Here is an 18,924-nt window from a genome sequence, read left to right as displayed (position 1 = left end):
CGTGTAAAAGATAGCTTGTCTTTTACACGTTATTTTGTTAAAATAAAAAAGCATTAATTAAAACAAATAAAAACTAAGGAGGAGACTATGGGAAAGAGTTTCAAAAATGTGGGAAACAGATTGATCCTGACATTAGCAGCAGCCTTTGCATTAGTTCTGATCACTGCATTTCCAGTAAAAGCAGCAAGTAAACCATCACCTATTACAGGGTTAAAGCAGATTGAAGGTTCGTCTACATCTGTAAAGGTAAGCTGGTCCTGTTTAGGAGGCAGTGATACAAGATATAAGGTGGAGATTTCGGAACAGCCGTCTACAGGTTATATTGTGGTGGATAAAAATGAGTATTCATCACCAACATGGATAAGTAATCTGGAAGCAGGAAAGACATATTATGTGCGGATAACTCCATTTGTGGAAGATGATGATACATATGAGATCATATGGGGAGACACCTCTGCACCGGTTAAGGTGGTGACTGCACCTGATAAGGCACCGGCTACACTTACACATACAAAATCTACAACGAATTCCATTACTGTGAATTGGTCAGCTGTACCGGGAGCAGATATTTATCAGGTAGAGTATTATACAGACAGTTCAAAAGCAATGAAGTGTGTAACTACCGGGACGAGTATCTCACTGAAAAAACTTGCAAAAAATGAAGCATATACGGTTTACATTACCGGAGGAAGGAAATATGCCGATGGAACGACTGTTGCGTGGTCAGATAGTAGTATATCTAAATTGGGTATTCCTGTAAAACCTTCTAACGTGAGTGGTGTAGAGGTAAATTACTATTGGCAGAATTTATCGGAAATTTCTGTAAGAAATTCTACAATAGAGTGTGCAGACGGATATCAGTATCAGCTTTACACCGCATATAAGGATAAGGATTCTAAGATTAAAACGGTAACCACAAGTTCAACATATCCTCAGACTTATATCAAGACGTCTGCATTAAAGAAGCATAATTTCTATAAGGTCAGAGTTCGTGCATATGCTTTAAATAGTAAGAATGAGAAAATGTATGGCGGCTGGTCTTCCTGGAAATATGTAAGCCCACAGCCGGATGTTACAAAAGCAAAGAATAATAAGAGCAAAAAAGGAATTCAGATCAATTGGGATAAGATTAAAGGTGCAAACCGTTATGTAGTATATGTTTCTAATAAGAAGGATTCCGGGTATAAGAAATTCCAGACAACTACAAAGACTGGAACCGTCATCAAAAAATGCGGTAAAAGTAAGCTGAAATCAGGAAAAACTTATTATTTCTATATTGCACCACAAAAAAAGGTCGGCAATAAGTATGTTTCCGGGTTAGCAGGTAATGCAAATTATTGCTGGAAGCTCAAATACAAGAAATAAGAACGGTAGTAACGTGTAAAAGGCATTTGTCTTTTACACGTTATTTTACTGAAATTGGGAGAAAGAATAGGAAAAATTGATAAACAGGAGTCGGGTATGGAAGAATTATTAGAAAAAAAGGAAGAACCGGATAAGAAAAAAGACAGAGTGCTTGTTGTGATCATCATTGTTTTAGCAGCAGCATTGGCAGTTATAAAAATTGTGGAGTTTATAGCTGACGGAGAGTTTCAGCAGACAGATGCCACGAATGAGAATGTCATAATTCAGTGGAGAGGGAAAACGGTCGAAGAGCCTTATATCATTGAAGTGTCAAAAAATAAACAGGATGGATACCGGAAAGTTGGCCACATTTATGTGGACACAAGGAATCATAATATATGTAGTACCTATATACATGATTTGAAACCGGGAAGCAGTTATTATGTCAGAATATATTCCGTGGATTCCTCCGGAAAGAAAAAATATTCAGAACCGTTAGAAGTGGTCACAGAACCGGAAGGGAAAATAGAGAATCTGAAATATGAGTGGAAAAAATCCAATTCGGTAAAACTCAGTTGGGATAAAGTATCCGGAGCTAATGTCTATAAGGTGCGTTACTATAAAGATAACGATGAATATATCAAATATACCACAAAGAATAGTCTGACACTGAAAAATTTGAAGAAAGGTGAAGGGTATTCTACAAGGGTAGAGCCTATGAGACAGTCAGAGAGTGGTTTTCATGTTGAAAGTAATAATGCAGGCGAAGGCAAGATATATATTGAATAAAAATCCGAAAATAAAAACACCGTAAGTTATTGACTTACAGGGATTATCTGTTATAATAATTAATAGTGCAAATATTACCCAAACAGTTGGAGCACAATTTACAACTGGAGGGAGGTTAGGTGTGAGACTATGTCAAATGTAATCGTAAAAGAGAACGAGACTTTAGATTCCGCTTTACGTAGATTCAAGAGAAACTGTGCAAAAGCAGGTATCCAGCAGGAGATTCGTAAGAGAGAACATTACGAAAAACCAAGCGTAAGACGTAAAAAGAAATCAGAAGCTGCAAGAAAACGTAAATATAACTAAGACAGCGAAATGGAGAGACTATCGTAAGATGGTCTCTTTTTACGTTATAGGATCAGGGTGTCAAAAGGCGGTTTCAAGTTTTTTGATTGGCAAACTGCACAAAGCCGGGTCTATTTTGTTCCGTTGTACGAAAAAACAGAAAAATTCCAGACAAACAGATACAAAAGGAAGAGATTGTGCATCGGCAATGATCCCGTTGAATCTGAATAATGCCTCATATAAGAGTGGAACGAAGTTAACAAATGTTATGAACAATGCAATGCTTGACAAATATGATCCTGTAACAGGAGATTATAAGGGCAGTGTTGATCTTAAGAAATTAGGCAAATACAATTATTTTAAATTCGTGATCTATGATATTGATGCAAAAGGCGGATATGATACACCAGCTATCTATTATTTCAGATTGTAAGGATAAGAACAATAGAAGGAAATAAATATAAAAAATAAATATGTAAATATAAAAAAGACATGAATGTAGAGAGTACTGTCGTAGAGAAATCGTGGCAGTACTCTTTTTATGCATAAATCCAAAAGCCCCTCATATAAATGTTTTAAGGACAAACCAAAAGACAGGAGGGAGCATCTATGCAGGAAGAACTGCTTCATATCTTTCCGCTGCATCTGCGGGAAACACTGCAAAAAGTTACGATGAAAGAAAATACCTTAGAGGAAATCCGTATCAGGATCGGACAGCCTGTGATCTTTCATATGGAAAATGAAGAGTGGTATTTAAAAAAAGAAACAGGCAGATTAGAACGAAGCCAGGTAAATGCCTATTGTGCCACGAAAGAGGATATTAAAAGCATGGTAAAGTTCATCAGCAGTTATTCACTCTATGCCTATGAGGATGAGATGAAGAGGGGATTTATCACCATGCAGGGCGGACACCGCATCGGAGTGGCAGGACAAGTAGTGATGGACGGTGGTAAGGTGTTAAGCCTGTCGAATATTTATTTTTTGAATATCCGTGTGGCAAGAGAAAAACGTGGCTGTGCAAAAGACATCATCCCATATCTGATACATAGGAACAGTATTTATAATACCCTGTTCGTTTCGCCTCCCGGAATCGGTAAGACTACTTATTTAAGAGATGCTATCCGGATTCTGTCAAACGGTTCGGACAGGCTGCATGGAATGAAGATCAGTATCATAGATGAGCGCTCCGAAATTGCTGCCTGCCGTCAGGGAATTCCGCAAAACGATATCGGGATCCGAAGTGATGTCTTAGACGGCTGTTTAAAATCCTTTGGAATGCTGTTAATGCTGCGTTCGATGGCACCGCAGATCATTGCGGTAGACGAGATCGGAAGCAGGGAGGACTGTCGGGCAATGGAGCAGGCAATCTATTCGGGCAGCCGTATTATCGGGACCGTACATGCTTACGATATGAAAGAGCTTTCGAGAAAAAAATACCTGAAAGAAATGTTAGAACAGCAGATGTTTGGCAGGATCGTCCTCTTAGAAAAAGCAGAAAATGGCAGGAGAAGGTTCCATATCTATGATGAGAACTTAGAAAAAATATGTTAAAGATTTTAGGAAGTGTTTTGATCCTGACTGCTTCGGTGGGCGGATGTCTGACTTTTTTAGAAAGATTTCGGGAAGAGGAGCGGCAGCTTTTAGCAATGAAAGAAATGCTGATCATCTTTGAAAAGCAGTTAGAATATGTCAGGCTTCCGATCGCAGAGGCTGTCACAGACATGGCAAAGAAAGCAGGAGCACCCTTTGAAGCGCCATTGATGGAGTTTACGGAAAAAATCCTGTATCACCAGACAGAGGAAGTGGAGAGGCTTTGGAGAGAGTGTTTTGAGGCACACAGACGGTCATTTTTTTTAAATCGGGAGGAATTTGCAATCCTTTTAGATATGGGCAGACTGTTAGAGCCGGTGGACAGCAAAAGTCAGATCGCTTCTGTGGAAATGTACATCAACCGCGTGGAAGAGAAGATTCAAAAGATGTGGGAGGAACGGGAAAATAAGCAGAAGGTATATCAGAGTGTCTGTCTCTTTGGGGGACTGCTTCTGATTATCGTGTTACTGTAAAGGAGAACATATGAGTGTAAATCTGATTTTTAAAATTGCTGCAATCGGGATCATCGTGACTGTGTTAACGCAGATATTAAAGCACAGTGGCAGAGAGGAGCAGGCATTTTTGACAAGTCTTGCCGGACTGCTGCTGGTATTGTTCTGGATCGTACCATATATCTACGAATTGTTTTCAACGATGAAGGATTTGTTTGCATTATAGGGGGAAGTATGGATATTTTAAAAATTGCAATGATCGGCATGGCAGGTGTCTGTCTGGCAATCCCATTGAAATCATATAAGGCAGAGTATGGGATGCTCATCAGTCTTGGAACCTGCGTCTGCATTTTTATTTATCTGGTAACAAAGTTAGAAATTGTTGTGGAGTACATTGGCAGGATTGAAACGGTATTGAACTTGGATGGTGGTTATATCCGCCTGATGTTAAAAATGATGGGAATTACCTATGTGGCACAGTTTGCGGCAGAAATCTGTAAGGATGCGGGCTATGGTGCGGTCGGGAGCCAGATCGAGTTGTTTGGTAAGGTGTCCATTCTTTTTGTGAGTATGCCGGTATTGCTGGCATTGCTGCAGACGGTTGGGGATTTTTTATGAAAGACAGAGATGTATTAAAAAGCTGTTATTTTGAACATTGCATAGGAAAATTAAAGGTAAATTTATTTTTTGTAGGAATATTATTGATTTTGGGAATGTTACTGTTTCCGTTGCAGGTGCAGGCGGAGAAGAAGAAAGGGCCAGATACCGGTGTGGACAGGGAATTGGATACAGGTCTGGAGAAAGAAGCAGATTCTGATGTAGACTTTGACACAGAAAGAGACGAGATGCTGGGATATCTGACGAAAGAAAATCTTTTTGCAGATCTGGACGAATTTTCAGGGCAGGAAACGGGAATGAGTTTTTCAGAGCTGGTGAGGAGTATCTCAAAACAGGGAGCGTTGGAAAGCCTTGCAGGGATCGGAGGCTATATCAAAGAGGCACTGGTGGGAGAACTTGAGGAAAATAAGAAAAGCATGATGCAGATCGTGGTACTGGTATTGATCTTCAGTATTTTGCAGAACTTTTTAGGACTGGTTGAAAATTCCTATATTACGGAGCTTTGCTACGTTTTGACCTATCTGGTGCTGATGCTGTTTGTTTTAAAATCATTTTCCGTGACCTCCGAGATTGTCAGCCATCTGCTTCAAAATGTGACGGGCTTTATGAAAATGCTGCTGCCTTCTTATTTAGCGGTCATGGTCTTTGCCGGAAACGCGATGAGTGCCATGTCTTTTTATGAGCTGACTTTTTTTATCCTGTATGGGATCGAAGTGCTGATGATCTATGTACTGCTGCCACTGATCAATCTGTATGTTCTGTTTTATTTAACAAACTGCATGATGAAAGAAGAAGTATTTTCAAAAACGGCAGAGCTGGTGCGTGATATTTTCAGCTGGGGTGCCAAACTGGTGCTGACGATCGTGGTTGGTCTAAACGTTGTACAGGGAATGATCGCACCGGCGGTTGACTATGCGAGCAGAACAACCCTGACAAAGTCTTTGAGCCTGATCCCCGGGATTGGCGGTGCGGCAGCGGCAATCGGTGATATTTTCATCGGTTCCGGGATGGTCATTAAAAACAGTGTCGGAGTGGCTGCGATGTTTTTGCTGATATTTTTGTCATTGATCCCGTTTTGTAAGGTATTGATCATTACACTGCTTTATAAGTGTATGGCAGCATTTTTAGAACCGATTGCGGATAAGCGGATCGCGGGAGCAATGAGCGGTGCGGCACATGGAGGCGAGATGTTGATGCGTGTGATCACTACGACCGTATTTATGGTTTTTATTACCGTGGCGATGATGTGTGCAACGACATCTTTTGTGGTTTAGGAGGAATGAGATGAGTGCTGTTTTAGAGTGGCTGAAAACCTTTTTGATGTTGTATTTTTTCCTAACACTGATCCTCTATCTGGTGCCAAAGAAATCCTATCAGAAGTATCTGCAATTTGCAGTAAAAATGATACTTTTAGTGGTGGTGTTCCTGCCACTGTTAAACCGGGTCAGCAGCGGCGTGGATTTTTTTTCACTGGTAGAGGAATTTGAAACTTATAAAGCAGAGAGCGGTCTGACGGATATGGAAGGATTGGAGGGATTGCAGAATGGATATGTCGAAGAAAGGAGCGGATATTATCAGGAACATTATGGGGAATCGGAATAATCTTTTGATCCTCGCACTTTTGGGGGTTCTGGTACTTGTGCTTGCGATACCGACAGAAAAAAAGACAGAATCGAAAATGGATTTTAAGGCGAATGAAGATGCAGGTGGAGAACAGTTAGAGGAGCGGTTAGAACGCATTTTAAAGCATACGGAAGGGGTCGGAGAGGTCAGGGTGATGATCACGGAGGCAGAGGATACAAAAAGTTTTGCATCGGATAAAGAAAACGAAGGTACGGTGGAAGGGGTTGTGGTGGTAGCGCAGGGAGCAACAGACCCGGCGGTAAAGAAAAAAATACAGGACATCGTAATAGCATTATTTCCCATAGAGGCACATAAAATAGAAATAGTAAAAATGAAAGCGGATTAGGAGGTATCCATGAAAAAAATATTTAAGAAGAATCAGCTCATCATTACAGGATTAGCACTGATGATCGCGGCAGCCGGTTATCTCAGCTACAGCAACACAGGTTTAAAGAACGATACGAAGGAAACGGCAAGCAAAAAAGAGGTAAAAGAAGAATATGAGATTTCGGATGAAGACAGCAAGAGCGAGGAGATTTTTACGGACACAGAGGCATCAGAAGAGGTAGCAGATGCATCACAGGCGACATCAGAGACTTCTGCGGAAGGAATGAGTGAAGAGGAAGCAGAGTCGGCAAATCCGGGTGAAGCAGTCTTAACCAGTACCGGTGCAGAGAGCGTTAATTTTGCAGCAGAGGCGAAGCTGTCGAGAGAACAGGTGCGGTCTAAAAACAAAGAATCTTTATTAGAGATCATCAACAACAAAGAATTAGAAGAAGCAAGCAGACAGTCTGCCATTGAGCAGATGGTCAAAATGACCGACACCGCTGAAAAGGAAGAAGCGGCAGAGATGCTTTTAGAGGCAAAGGGATTCAGTAACGTTGTAGTCAGCATTACGGATGATTCCGCCGATGTCGTACTGGATATGGGAAAAGATGCAACCGATGCAAAACGGGCACAGGTGGAAGATATTGTTAAGAGAAAAACCGGTGTATCTGCACAGAATATTATTATCACTCCGGTAGATTCCTCTGCAAAGACACAGACAGAAAAGTAGACGGAAGATTTCTGATAATTTCTTGACCATATATGGAAAAGAACGTATAATTTTTACATAGAAAAATTCGGAGGAGGCACCAATGAAGCGGGTATTTTTAATCGTATTAGACAGTGTGGGCATGGGAGAAATGCCGGATGCAGCAGAATATGGAGATGCAGGAAGTAACACGATTCTTGCAGTTTCTAAGAGTCCGTATTTTTCCATGCCAAATATGAAAAAATTAGGATATTTTAACATTGACGGAATGGCAGTCAATGACAAAGAGGAGCATCCAACGGCAGCGTTTGCAAGAATGACGGAAAGCTCCAAAGGAAAAGACACAACCATCGGACACTGGGAGATTGCGGGAATTATTTCTAAAGCGCCACTTCCGACTTATCCGAACGGCTTTCCAAAAGAAATCCTAGAGGAATTCTCAAAACAGACCGGAAGGGGTGTGCTTTGTAACAAACCATATTCCGGTACGGAAGTGATCAAAGATTACGGAGATGAACATCGAAGAACCGGAGATCTGATCGTATATACTTCCGCAGATTCGGTTTTTCAGATCGCAGCCCATGAAGAGGTTGTTCCGGTAGAACAGCTCTATGAGTACTGCAAGATCGCAAGAAAGATACTGACAGGGGAACATGGTGTGGGTCGTGTGATCGCAAGACCGTTTATCGGGGAATCCGGCAATTACACAAGAACATCGAACCGACATGATTTTTCATTAGAACCGCCGGCAGTCACGATGTTGGATCAGATGAAAGAAGCAGGGTTAGACGTACTTGCCGTTGGAAAGATCAACGATATTTTTGCAGGAAAGGGTATTACGGAATTCGTACGGACTACCGGAAATGAAGATGGTATCAATAAGACATTGGAGTATATGGAAAGAGATTTTGAGGGTATCTGTTTTGTCAATTTAGTGGACTATGACATGCTCTACGGACACCGGAATGATGTGGACGGTTATGCAAAAGCACTGACTTACTTTGATGAACGTCTGCCGGAGATCTTAGAAAAAATGAGGGATGAGGATATCCTGATGATCACTGCAGATCACGGATGTGACCCTAGTACACCATCTACGGATCACTCTAGAGAGTATACGCCACTCATTCTGTATGGCCAGCCGGTCAAGGCGGGAACGAACTATGGCACACGGGATACATTTGCCGATATTGCGGCAACGATCTTAGACTATTTTTCCATTGTACCAAAATGTGCAGGAAAGAAGTTAGAAGAATCTTAGGCAGAATACGGCTGGAACCATTGCGGCAGCCGGTGAAGTATGTTACAATAAATGCGATTCGCCGGATGGCGGAATGTGCTGTGTGATACACAGGCACAAAGAAAAAACTGAATAAATAGCAGTCAGGTGTCGAAGCAGTCATTTTGTATTTCAGACAATACTTTTCATGGCTGGCTTCGGTGAAAAGGGAAACAGGTGCAAATCCTGTACGAACTCGTCACCGTAATTAGGGAGCAGAAGTCGAGATATCACTGGGAAACCGGGAAGATGACGGATGCAGAGATCTTTAAGCCGGGAGACCTGCCTGAGTGCTGTACAGAAACATTTGTTTCAAGCCACGAGTAACTGGTTGTACATATTGATGTATGAGAATTTCTGTTTTGGAATTTTGATGCGTTTCTTTTGCGTATAAACCCTTTACCTGTACAGGCAGAGGGTTTTTATTTTGATCTTAATTTTACAGGGGATGACTCTGTAATTTTATAAAAAAACGCTCCGCGAGGATGCAGCCGGTTGCTCTGAAAATTCTAACGAACACCCTAAGGAGGAAACATGAAGAGAAGAGTCGTAGCATTATTGATGGCAACTATGATGGGAGCATTCTGCATTACAGGATGCGGAAGCAGCAAAGAGGCAACAAGTGACAAAGCAGCCAAGACAGAAAAAGAAGCGGATACAGAATCCGATAAAGATGCGGACAAAAAAGCCGCAGATAAGGTTGCAGCACTGATCGATGCCATTTATGTACAGGAAAGAAACGATAAGACAGACGAGCAGTGTGCCGAAGCGAAGGAAGCATGGGATGCACTGACCGATGCCCAGAAAGAATTAGTAGAGGGTGAAAATGCTGATCCGGATTATTTTGGAAGAGATACCGGCGATGCATCTAAAGATGATGCCAGAAATAAGGATGATATTGGCGAAAATGAAATTTTAGCAGTAAGTTTTGGAACCTCCTTTAATGACAGCCGTGTTGCTGACATCAAAGGAATAGAGGATGCTCTGCAGGAAGCAAATCCGGACTGGTCCGTCAGAAGAGCATTTACCGCACAGATCATCATCAACCATGTACAGGCGCGTGACGGAGAAAAAATTGATAACGTAGATCAGGCATTAGAGCGTGCAGTAGACAACGGTGTAAAGAATCTGGTAGTACAGCCAACACACTTAATGCGTGGTGCAGAATATGATGAATTAGTGGAAGCGGTAGAGAACTATAAGGACAAGTTTGAAACCGTAAAAATTGCAGAACCGCTTCTTGGAGAAGTCGGAGCAGATGCAGACGCTGTAAACAGCGATAAGGAAGCCGTAGCGAAAGCATTAACAGCAGAAGCCGTAAAAGATGCCGGCTATGACAGCCTTGATGCAGCAAAAGAAGACGGAACAGCATTTGTATTTATGGGCCATGGTACTTCCCATACTGCAAAAGTATCTTACAGCCAGATGCAGACACAGATGAAAGACCTTGGCTATGACAATGTATTTATCGGAACCGTAGAGGGTGAGCCGGAAGAGACTTCCTGTGAATCTGTTATTGATGCAGTAGAAAAAGCAGGATATAAAAAAGTCGTTCTTCGTCCGTTAATGGTCGTAGCAGGAGATCATGCAAACAATGATATGGCAGGAGACGATGATGATTCCTGGTTAAGCATGTTCAAAGCGTCCGGAAAATTTGACAGTGTAGATACACAGATCACAGGACTTGGCGAGATCAAGGACATCCAGCAGATCTATGTAGATCATACTGCAGAGGCAATGAAATAGCAGGAGTATACGATGAAGAAAAAAAGTATTACAGTTGCGATATTGACCATCATGCTGGCAGCATCCACAATTCTTAGTGGATGCTCCGGCAATGGAACAGATACCCAGAAAAAAACAGAAACATCTGTGGAACAGACAGATCAGAAAGACACAGATCAAAAAGAGAAAGAAGAAAAAGAAGAGCAGAAAGAAGCGGAGCTTGCCGACGGTGTATACAAAGCGGACTTTGTTACGGACAATGGCATGTTTCAGGTCAATGAGGCATATGACGGAAAGGGAACTCTGACCGTAAAAGACGGCGAGATGACGATCCATGTCTCACTGCGCTCTAAAAAAATCGTAAATCTGTATGTAGGACTTGCGAAAAATGCAAAAAATGATAAGAAGAATCTGTTAGAGCCAACCACAGACACGGTAACTTACAGTGATGGTACAACGGAAGAAGTCTATGGATTTGATGTACCGGTAAAGGCATTAGATCAGGAATTTGACCTTGCACTGATCGGAACAAAGGGAAAATGGTATGATCATAAAGTTTATGTGACCAATCCGACACCGGTAGAAGAGGAAGGTCCAAAAACAGAGATCAGTGCACTTGAAGACGGCAATTATACCATGGAGATCACGTTTGAGGGCGGCAGTGGAAAAGCAACGATCCTTTCACCGGTCAAGATTAAGGCAGAAGGCGGAGCAGTTACTGCAACCGTACAGTGGGATAGTCAAAACTATGATTATATGATCGTAGACGGAACAAAGTATCTGCCAAGCAGTACCGAAGGAGGTTCTGTCTTTGAAATCCCTGTTTCGGCATTTGATGAGCCGGTAAGCGTTATCGGTGATACGGTAGCGATGAGCAAACCGCATGAGATCGAGTATACCCTGACATTCCGCTCGGATACGTTACAGTCCGTGGAATAAGAGGATGAGAATATGAAAGGAAGAAAAAAAGTAATTGCAATATGCTGTTTATTTTTAGCAGGACTGTTAGGGCTGTGCGGCTGTAGCAGTCCTTCTTCCGATTCTGCGAAAGACCGGATCAGTGACGAACTGGTATACGAAAGCAGCATGGAGTTAGAATATGCCAAACAGTTTTCCGTAGATTACTACAAAGACGGTTACCGGCTGCTTGCCACTTCCGATGGTACAAAGATCTTAGTCATACCGGAGGGAAAAGAGGCACCGAAAGATTTAGAAAAAGGTATCATTGTGATGCAGCAGCCGGTCCAAAATCTCTATTTAGTATCATCCTCTGTCATGGATATTTTTGACCACCTTGATGCGTTAGACAGCATCCGTTTTTCTTCGCAAAAAGAAGAGGACTGGTATATTGAGGGAGCAAAAAAAGCGATGGCAAGAGGGGATATTTCATATGCCGGAAAATACAGCAAACCGGATTATGAACAGATCGTATCACAAAAATGTACGCTTGCGATCGAGAATATGATGATCTCCCATACACCGGAGGTCAGAGAAATGTTAGAAGATTTTGGCATTCCGGTCATGATCGAATATTCAAGCTATGAAAAACATCCGTTAGGCAGAGTGGAATGGGTCAGATTTTTCGGGACATTGCTTGGAAAAGAAAAAGAGGCAGAAAAAATCTTTGAAAAACAAAAGAATATTTTAAAGAAAGTAACAGCCGATGAAAAAACGGATAAGACCGTAGCATTTTTCTATATCACTTCAAACGGATTAGTACAGGTGCGGCAGAGCTCGGATTATATTCCAAAGATGATCGAACTTGCAGGAGGAAAATATATCTTTGAAGATCTGGGCGATGAGGAAGTGGCACGTTCGACCGTGAATATGCAGATCGAAGATTTTTATCAGGGTGCGAAAGATGCAGATTATCTGATCTATAACAGCACCATAGACGGTGGAGTATCTTCCATCGAAGAATTGTTGGACAAATGTGAGGTTTTAAAGGATTTTAAGGCGGTAAAGAATGGAGATGTATGGTGTACCACCAATGATATGTATCAGCAGTCCATGTCGATGGGATATCTGATGCAGGACATCCATTCCATGCTTTTAGGAGAAAACGAACAGAAGATGAAATATCTTTTTCAGTTGAAATAGAAAATAGAGGAGTTATATGATGCAGCAGAGTAAAAAAGTCAGATATATCATAGTGCTTTTCCTGTTAGGGGTTAGTGTTGTGGCATTGGTGGGGTGGAATATCTGTGTTGGAACCGTCAGAATCCCGCTAGCAGATATTTTTGCATCCATCCGGGGAAAAAAAATTGAAAATTCCAGGATCCTTTGGGACATCCGAATGCCAAGAACTTTAGCTGCTATGATCTTAGGTGGTGCTTTGGCACTTGCAGGGTATCTGTTGCAGACTTTTTTTCACAATCCGATCGCAGGACCGTTTGTGTTAGGAATCTCTTCCGGTGCAAAAATGGTGGTGGCACTCGTCATGGTATTTCTGATGGGACAGGCAGTAAAGATCACTTCCTGGGCATTGATCGCAGCAGCATTTGTCGGGGCAATGATCTCTATGGGATTTGTGCTTTTAATGTCACGCAGAGTCCATAACATGTCTATGCTGGTGGTAAGCGGAGTGATGATCGGATATATCTGCTCTGCCATTACGGAACTGGTGGTAACCTTTGCAAGTGATGCAGAGATCGTCAATCTGCACAACTGGTCGAGGGGAAGTTTTTCGGGAATGACATGGGAAAATGTAGCGGTTATGACCGGTGTGGTGGCTGTGACTTTTTTTCTGGTGTTTTTGATGGCAAAACCATTGAGTGCCTATCAGTTAGGGGAAGTCTATGCAAGAAATTTAGGTGTGGATATCCGGCTGCTTCGCATAGCCATGGTTCTGTTATCGAGTATTCTATCCGCCTGTATCGTAGCTTTTGCAGGACCAATCTCCTTTGTCGGAATTGCAGCACCGCATTTAGTAAAGAGCCTTTTAGGTACGGCAAAACCAATCTGGATGATACCTGCCTGTTTTTTAGGGGGCAGTGTATTCTGTCTGTTTTGTGATCTGTTAGCAAGGACGATGTTTGCACCGACGGAACTGAGTATCAGTACCGTCACGGCAATCTTTGGTGCGCCGGTTGTACTGTGGATCATGGTAAGACGTAACAAGGAGAAGATGGCGTGAAAAAGTATTATTTTAAAGCAGAAAAACTGAGAGTCGGATATGGCAAACAGCCACTGATCGAAAATATAGAGATCTGTTTGGAAAAAGGAGAGATTCTGACACTGATAGGGCCAAACGGGGCAGGAAAATCGACCATCCTAAAGAGTATCACAAAACAGCTTGCATTATTGGGCGGTACGGTCTATTTAGGAGAGCAGGATATCGGGCAGATGTCCGGAAATGAACTGTCGCAGAATATGGCAGTCGTTTTAACCGAAAAATTGCGTACCGAGATGATGACCTGTGAGGAAGTGGTGGCGACCGGAAGATATCCCTATACCGGAAAGTTCGGGATTCTTTCTGATACAGACAGACAGGCAGTGGCAGAAGCTATGGAACCGGTTCATGTGACATCCTTAAAAAATAAAGATTTTTCAAAGATCAGCGACGGACAGAGGCAGAGGGTGATGCTTGCCCGTGCTATCTGCCAGGAGCCGGAGATCATTATCTTAGATGAACCAACTTCCTATTTAGATATTAAATATAAATTAGATTTTTTGTCTATCCTGCAGGAAATGCGAAAGAAAAAGGAACTCACAGTGGTGATGTCTTTGCATGAGTTAGAACTGGCGGCAAAAGTCTCAGATAAGATCCTCTGTGTCAATGGAAGCTGTGTGGAACGTTTTGGAACTCCACAGGAGATTTTTAAAGAGGGATATATCGAAAAATTATTTTCTATCGAAACAGGCAGCTTTGATGAGCGGAGCGAAAGTATGGAATTAGAATCGGTCAAAGGAAAACCTGAGGTGTTTGTGATCGCAGGCAACGGAAGTGGGCGGAATACTTATCGCAGACTGCAACGGGAAGGGATTCCTTTTGCAACAGGGATTTTATTTCAAAATGATCTGGATTATCCGGTCGCAAAGGCTTTAGCGGCAAAGGTGATCGGGACGGCAGCATTTGAACCGATTACAGAGGCGGCACTTACAGAGGCAAAACGATGTATCAATGCCTGTGAACGTGTGATCTGCTGTAGAGAACATTTCGGAACATTAGAGCGTGAGAATCAGGAATTATTCGATTATGCGAAAAGCTGTAAAAAGCAGATAGAAACAGGAAGATAGAGCAGAAAGGCAGAAAAAGATGGCAAAAGTAATCATGGTACAGGGAACGATGTCCAATGCGGGAAAGAGTCTGTTAGTAGCAGGCTTGTGCCGGATTTTTCAACAGGACGGTTACCGCGTAGCTCCTTTTAAATCCCAGAACATGGCACTCAATTCCTTTGTGACAAAAGAAGGGTTAGAGATGGGAAGGGCGCAGGTCATGCAGGCAGAGGCGGCAGGCATCTCTCCGATGGTCTGTATGAACCCGATCTTATTAAAACCCACCAACCATATCGGCTCACAGGTGATCGTAAACGGCGAAGTTTTAGGAAACATGAGTGCAAGAGATTATTTTGCATATAAACGGGAACTGATACCGGATATTAAAAGAGCATTTAATAAATTAGAATCCTTTGTGGATATCATTGTGATAGAAGGTGCAGGAAGTCCGGCGGAGATTAACTTAAAAGAGAATGATATTGTGAATATGGGACTGGCAGAAATGGTGGATGCTCCGGTACTGTTAGTTGGGGATATTGACAGAGGGGGTGTCTTTGCACAGCTGCTAGGGACATTGATGTTATTAACAGACGGCGAGCGGGAACGTGTGAAAGGACTGATCATCAACAAATTCCGCGGGGATGCATCGATCTTAGAACCCGGAATCCAAATGTTAGAGGAACGGGGCAATGTACCGGTGACAGGAGTGGTTCCTTATATGGAATTGTCATTAGAGGATGAGGACAGTCTGAGTGAACGCTTTTTAGAAAAAGAAGTGGGACTGATTGACATTGCGGTGATCCATTATCCGAGAATCTCTAATTTTACGGATTTTCATGTGTTTGAGCAGATACCGGGAGTGTCGGTGCGTTATGTCACTTCGGTCAGAGAATTGCAGCATCCGGATCTGATTTTTTTACCGGGAAGCAAAAATACAATGGGAGATTTAAAATGGATGCGGCAAAACGGTTTAGAGGCAGCAATCAAACAACGGTCAGAGGAAGTTCCGGTCTTTGGGATTTGTGGAGGTTATCAGATGTTAGGGTTTGAAATACGCGATCCTGCCGGAGTGGAAGAGGGAGGAAATATCCGCGGTATGGAGCTGCTGCCGGTTCTGACGGTACTCCAAAAAGAAAAGAAACACTGTCAGACAAAGGGAAACATCAATATGCTACCGGGAATCCTGTATCCGATCTCTGCATCTGCATTTGAAGGATATGAGATTCATATGGGAGAGACTACTTGGATAAAAGAGGGCAAAGAAAAAGAATTGGAATATGAGCCGGAACAGAAAAAATCAGGTCAGACAGCGTGTGAGGTAGTAGTTACCGGAAAGAATCCGAATGTCTATGGTTCCTATATCCACGGACTGTTTGATACCGGAAATATCGCAGATCAGATCGTGCAGGCATTAGCCGAGAAAAAAGGAGTTACCATCAAAGAGGGAATGTCAGAAGATTATCACGCCTTTAAAGAGCGGCAGTATGATCAGTTGGCAGATACCTTAAGGGAGTATCTGAATATGGAGGAAATCTATGGAATGCTTAGAGAAGCCCATCTGGAATAAGTACACAAAAGAAGAATTAGAGCAGATTTCCATCCCAAAACCGATGGAAGAGGTACGAAAGCAGGTACTTCATAATTGGGATGTGATCGCCAAACCGATAGACGGGCTTGGAAGTTTTGAGACGCTGACTGCTCAGATCGGAGCAATTACCGGAGAGGAAAAGATCGATATTTCTAAAAAAGCCGTGCTGATCCTGTGTGCAGACAATGGCATCGTAGAGGAAAACATCAGCCAGTCCGGGCAGGAGGTTACAGCGGCAGTTGCAAGATCCATAGCAGGCAGACATTCGAGCGTATGTCAAATGGCGGAAGTGGCAGGAGCCGATATCATACCGGTGGATATCGGTATACAGAACCGGGAGGAGATTCACGGTGTCTTAAATAAAAAAATCCGATGTGGCACAAGGAATTTTTTAAAAGAACCGGCAATGACGGAAGAGGAAACTGTTCGTGCCATGGCGGTTGGAATGGAATTGGTGCGTACCTTAAAAGAGGAAGGATACCGGATACTGGCAACCGGAGAGATGGGGATTGGCAATACAGCGACCAGCAGTGCTATGGCAGCGGCACTTTTAAAATGTGAAGTTCCGCTTGTCACAGGAAAAGGAGCAGGCCTCAGTGAAAAAGGACTGTTGCATAAGCAGGAAGTTATCGGACAGGCAATCCGGAAATATGACTTGTATGAAAAAGATGCATTTACCATTTTAGAGACGGTAGGTGGTCTGGATATTGCCGGACTTGTAGGTCTCTGCATTGGAGGAGCGATTTATCGGATACCGATTGTCTTAGACGGTGTCATCAGTCTGGTGGCAGCTTTGACGGCAGAAAAAATCGCACCGGGAACGAAAGAATATTTGCTGACGTCACATCAGGGCAAAGAACCGGCGGCTAAGTTTTTGTTAAAGGCATTAGAAAAAGAGGCAGTTTTGAATGCTCACATGGCATTGGGGGAGGGAACCGGAGCAGTAATGATGTTCCCGCTTTTAGATATGGCATTGCGTGTCTATCATGCAGAAACGACTTTTTTTGATATTCAGGTAGAACAGTATCAGAGGTTTGATAAGTTATGATGGTATTAATTATTGGAGGAAGCGGAAGCGGTAAGTCCGCCTATGCAGAGGAATATATTGGGAGAATTGCCGGTAAGGGCAATAAATATTATCTTGCAACGATGCAGGTTTTTGACAAGGAAGGAAAGAAAAAGGTCGCAAGGCATCAAAGACTTCGAAAAAATAAAGGCTTTTTGACGATCGAACAGCCCATAGAAATCGAAAAGACATTGCCAAAGATTAAGGCAGGGAGCAGTGTTTTATTAGAGTGTATCTCAAATCTGACTGCCAATGAGATGTTTTTGAGTGAAGATACTAAGAAACAAACAAGAAGTTATACGGAAGTTACGGATTCTGTGGTAGAAGGGATCCAGAGCCTGAAACAAAAGGCAGGACATCTGGTGATCGTAACCAATAATGTATTTGAAGACGGGATTGCTTATGAAGAGGGTACGATGGAATACCTTCGGGCGATCGGAAGCATTAATGAAAAGTTAGCGGACATGGCAGATGAAGTGATAGAAGTAGTCGTGGGAATCCCACTTGTGATAAAGGGAGGAAAGTAACATGCATATTTTAAAGTCAATCATCATCGCATTTTCGATGTATTCAAAAATTCCCATGCCACAGTTTGAGTGGAAGGAAGAAGATATGAAGCATGTACTCTGCTTTTTTCCATGGATTGGTATTGTGATAGGGCTCTGTCTCTATTTCTGGCGGCTGCTTTGCGACCGGTTCGGGATCAGAAATCTGTGTTATGTGTTTATCGGCACAGCAATCCCCCTGCTTTTGACTGGTGGATTCCATGTGGATGGTTTTATGGATACAATGGATGCATTTCATTCCTACCAACCGAAAGAGCGGAAATTAGAGATTTTAAAGGATTCCCATATCGGGGCATTTGCCGTGATCATGTTAGCGGTGTATGGATTGATCTATATGGGGGCATTTTCAGAGATTACGGATAAAAATATATTACAGGTTGTATGCGCAGGATTTGTACTGGCGAGGGTGTTAAGTGGGATTGGAGTCGTATCGTTCCCATCCGCGAAAAAAGAGGGAATGCTCTATCTGTTTCAGGACCACGCGGATGCGGTCATTGTAAAAGCAGCACTGTCTGTGCAGGGAGCCTTGTGCATCGGTTTTATGTTGTGGAGGTCACTTTTTGCAGGAAGTGTGGCGGTTATTACAGCTTTTGCAGTCTTTGGCTATTATAAATACCGTACTAAGAAGGAACTTGGGGGGATTACGGGAGATACCGCAGGATATTTCCTGTTGTTATGCGAAGGTGCTATTGTAGTGATGACAAACGTTGCGAATGTACTTCTTAAATCAGGAATTAATATTTAA

Annotated in this window: 22 protein-coding genes and 1 riboswitch; all 22 genes read left to right on the top strand. The window is 42.5% G+C overall.

What is annotated here, in order from left to right; translation table 11 throughout:
* Positions 1-87 precede the first annotated feature (87 nt).
* The gene (locus tag WMO43_RS05290) at positions 88-1,365 is read left to right on the top strand and encodes a fibronectin type III domain-containing protein (protein ID WP_353530410.1); all 1,278 of its coding nucleotides are present in this window, start codon (positions 88-90) and stop codon (positions 1,363-1,365) included.
* A 96-nt stretch (positions 1,366-1,461) separates the two neighbouring features.
* The gene (locus WMO43_RS05285; protein WP_177963510.1) at positions 1,462-2,133 is read left to right on the top strand and encodes a fibronectin type III domain-containing protein; all 672 of its coding nucleotides are present in this window, start codon (positions 1,462-1,464) and stop codon (positions 2,131-2,133) included.
* 129 nt (positions 2,134-2,262) lie between these two features.
* Positions 2,263-2,439 carry a 30S ribosomal protein S21 gene (gene rpsU, locus WMO43_RS05280; RefSeq protein WP_004054229.1) on the top strand — a complete coding sequence of 59 codons (177 nt, stop codon included), beginning with the start codon at positions 2,263-2,265 and terminating at the stop codon, positions 2,437-2,439.
* Positions 2,440-2,521: 82 nt separating this feature from the next.
* On the top strand, positions 2,522-2,851 hold the full coding sequence (locus tag WMO43_RS05275; RefSeq protein WP_353530406.1) for a hypothetical protein: 330 nt from the start codon (positions 2,522-2,524) through the stop codon (positions 2,849-2,851).
* A 176-nt stretch (positions 2,852-3,027) separates the two neighbouring features.
* Complete coding sequence (gene spoIIIAA / locus WMO43_RS05270) at positions 3,028-3,969, top strand: stage III sporulation protein AA (protein ID WP_177963508.1); 942 nt, start codon at positions 3,028-3,030, stop codon at positions 3,967-3,969.
* On the top strand, positions 3,963-4,481 hold the full coding sequence (locus WMO43_RS05265) for a stage III sporulation protein AB (RefSeq protein ID WP_353530404.1): 519 nt from the start codon (positions 3,963-3,965) through the stop codon (positions 4,479-4,481). The genes spoIIIAA and WMO43_RS05265 overlap by 7 nt, the downstream gene beginning before the upstream one ends.
* 10 nt (positions 4,482-4,491) lie before the next feature.
* Positions 4,492-4,686: a stage III sporulation protein AC gene (gene spoIIIAC, locus WMO43_RS05260; RefSeq protein ID WP_177963506.1), complete on the top strand. Its 195-nt coding sequence runs from the start codon at positions 4,492-4,494 to the stop codon at positions 4,684-4,686.
* A gap of 8 nt (positions 4,687-4,694) precedes the next feature.
* Entirely contained in the window at positions 4,695-5,078 is a 384-nt protein-coding gene (locus WMO43_RS05255) for a SpoIIIAC/SpoIIIAD family protein (RefSeq protein ID WP_353530402.1), read from the top strand.
* Positions 5,075-6,352 (top strand): stage III sporulation protein AE, encoded by a 1,278-nt coding sequence (locus tag WMO43_RS05250; RefSeq protein WP_353530401.1) that lies wholly within the window; start codon positions 5,075-5,077, stop codon positions 6,350-6,352. Before WMO43_RS05255 ends, WMO43_RS05250 begins: the two co-directional genes overlap by 4 nt.
* A gap of 10 nt (positions 6,353-6,362) precedes the next feature.
* A complete protein-coding gene (locus WMO43_RS05245; protein ID WP_177962024.1) occupies positions 6,363-6,680 on the top strand; it encodes a stage III sporulation protein AF in 318 nt (105 codons plus the stop codon).
* Positions 6,622-7,047, top strand: coding sequence for a SpoIIIAG-related protein (locus tag WMO43_RS05240; protein ID WP_353530400.1), 426 nt, complete (start codon positions 6,622-6,624; stop codon positions 7,045-7,047). The genes WMO43_RS05245 and WMO43_RS05240 overlap by 59 nt, the downstream gene beginning before the upstream one ends.
* A gap of 9 nt (positions 7,048-7,056) precedes the next feature.
* Positions 7,057-7,758, top strand: coding sequence for a SpoIIIAH-like family protein (locus WMO43_RS05235; protein ID WP_353530398.1), 702 nt, complete (start codon positions 7,057-7,059; stop codon positions 7,756-7,758).
* Positions 7,759-7,840: 82 nt separating this feature from the next.
* On the top strand, positions 7,841-8,998 hold the full coding sequence (locus WMO43_RS05230; RefSeq protein ID WP_353530396.1) for a phosphopentomutase: 1,158 nt from the start codon (positions 7,841-7,843) through the stop codon (positions 8,996-8,998).
* A 149-nt stretch (positions 8,999-9,147) separates the two neighbouring features.
* A riboswitch (cobalamin riboswitch) is annotated at positions 9,148-9,320 on the top strand.
* 230 nt (positions 9,321-9,550) lie between these two features.
* Positions 9,551-10,762, top strand: coding sequence for a sirohydrochlorin cobaltochelatase (locus WMO43_RS05225; RefSeq protein WP_353530394.1), 1,212 nt, complete (start codon positions 9,551-9,553; stop codon positions 10,760-10,762).
* 12 nt (positions 10,763-10,774) lie between these two features.
* The gene (locus WMO43_RS05220; protein WP_353530392.1) at positions 10,775-11,680 is read left to right on the top strand and encodes an iron transporter; all 906 of its coding nucleotides are present in this window, start codon (positions 10,775-10,777) and stop codon (positions 11,678-11,680) included.
* A 12-nt stretch (positions 11,681-11,692) separates the two neighbouring features.
* Positions 11,693-12,841, top strand: a complete 1,149-nt coding sequence (locus tag WMO43_RS05215) for an ABC transporter substrate-binding protein (protein ID WP_353530391.1) — start codon at positions 11,693-11,695, stop codon at positions 12,839-12,841.
* Positions 12,842-12,857: 16 nt separating this feature from the next.
* On the top strand, positions 12,858-13,877 hold the full coding sequence (locus tag WMO43_RS05210; RefSeq protein ID WP_434784167.1) for a FecCD family ABC transporter permease: 1,020 nt from the start codon (positions 12,858-12,860) through the stop codon (positions 13,875-13,877).
* Entirely contained in the window at positions 13,874-14,980 is a 1,107-nt protein-coding gene (locus tag WMO43_RS05205; RefSeq protein ID WP_353530388.1) for an ABC transporter ATP-binding protein, read from the top strand. Before WMO43_RS05210 ends, WMO43_RS05205 begins: the two co-directional genes overlap by 4 nt.
* A gap of 19 nt (positions 14,981-14,999) precedes the next feature.
* Complete coding sequence (locus WMO43_RS05200) at positions 15,000-16,526, top strand: cobyric acid synthase (protein WP_353530386.1); 1,527 nt, start codon at positions 15,000-15,002, stop codon at positions 16,524-16,526.
* Positions 16,495-17,595 (top strand): nicotinate-nucleotide--dimethylbenzimidazole phosphoribosyltransferase, encoded by a 1,101-nt coding sequence (cobT, locus tag WMO43_RS05195; RefSeq protein ID WP_353530384.1) that lies wholly within the window; start codon positions 16,495-16,497, stop codon positions 17,593-17,595. Before WMO43_RS05200 ends, cobT begins: the two co-directional genes overlap by 32 nt.
* Complete coding sequence (locus tag WMO43_RS05190) at positions 17,592-18,140, top strand: bifunctional adenosylcobinamide kinase/adenosylcobinamide-phosphate guanylyltransferase (RefSeq protein WP_353530382.1); 549 nt, start codon at positions 17,592-17,594, stop codon at positions 18,138-18,140. The genes cobT and WMO43_RS05190 overlap by 4 nt, the downstream gene beginning before the upstream one ends.
* 1 nt (position 18,141) lies before the next feature.
* On the top strand, positions 18,142-18,924 hold the full coding sequence (locus WMO43_RS05185) for an adenosylcobinamide-GDP ribazoletransferase (RefSeq protein WP_353530380.1): 783 nt from the start codon (positions 18,142-18,144) through the stop codon (positions 18,922-18,924).

The sequence above is a fragment of the Maccoyibacter intestinihominis genome, assembly GCF_040096355.1.
Classification (GTDB): Bacteria; Bacillota; Clostridia; order Lachnospirales; family Lachnospiraceae; genus Maccoyibacter; species Maccoyibacter intestinihominis.
This window is presented reverse-complemented; position numbering and strand designations above follow the sequence as displayed.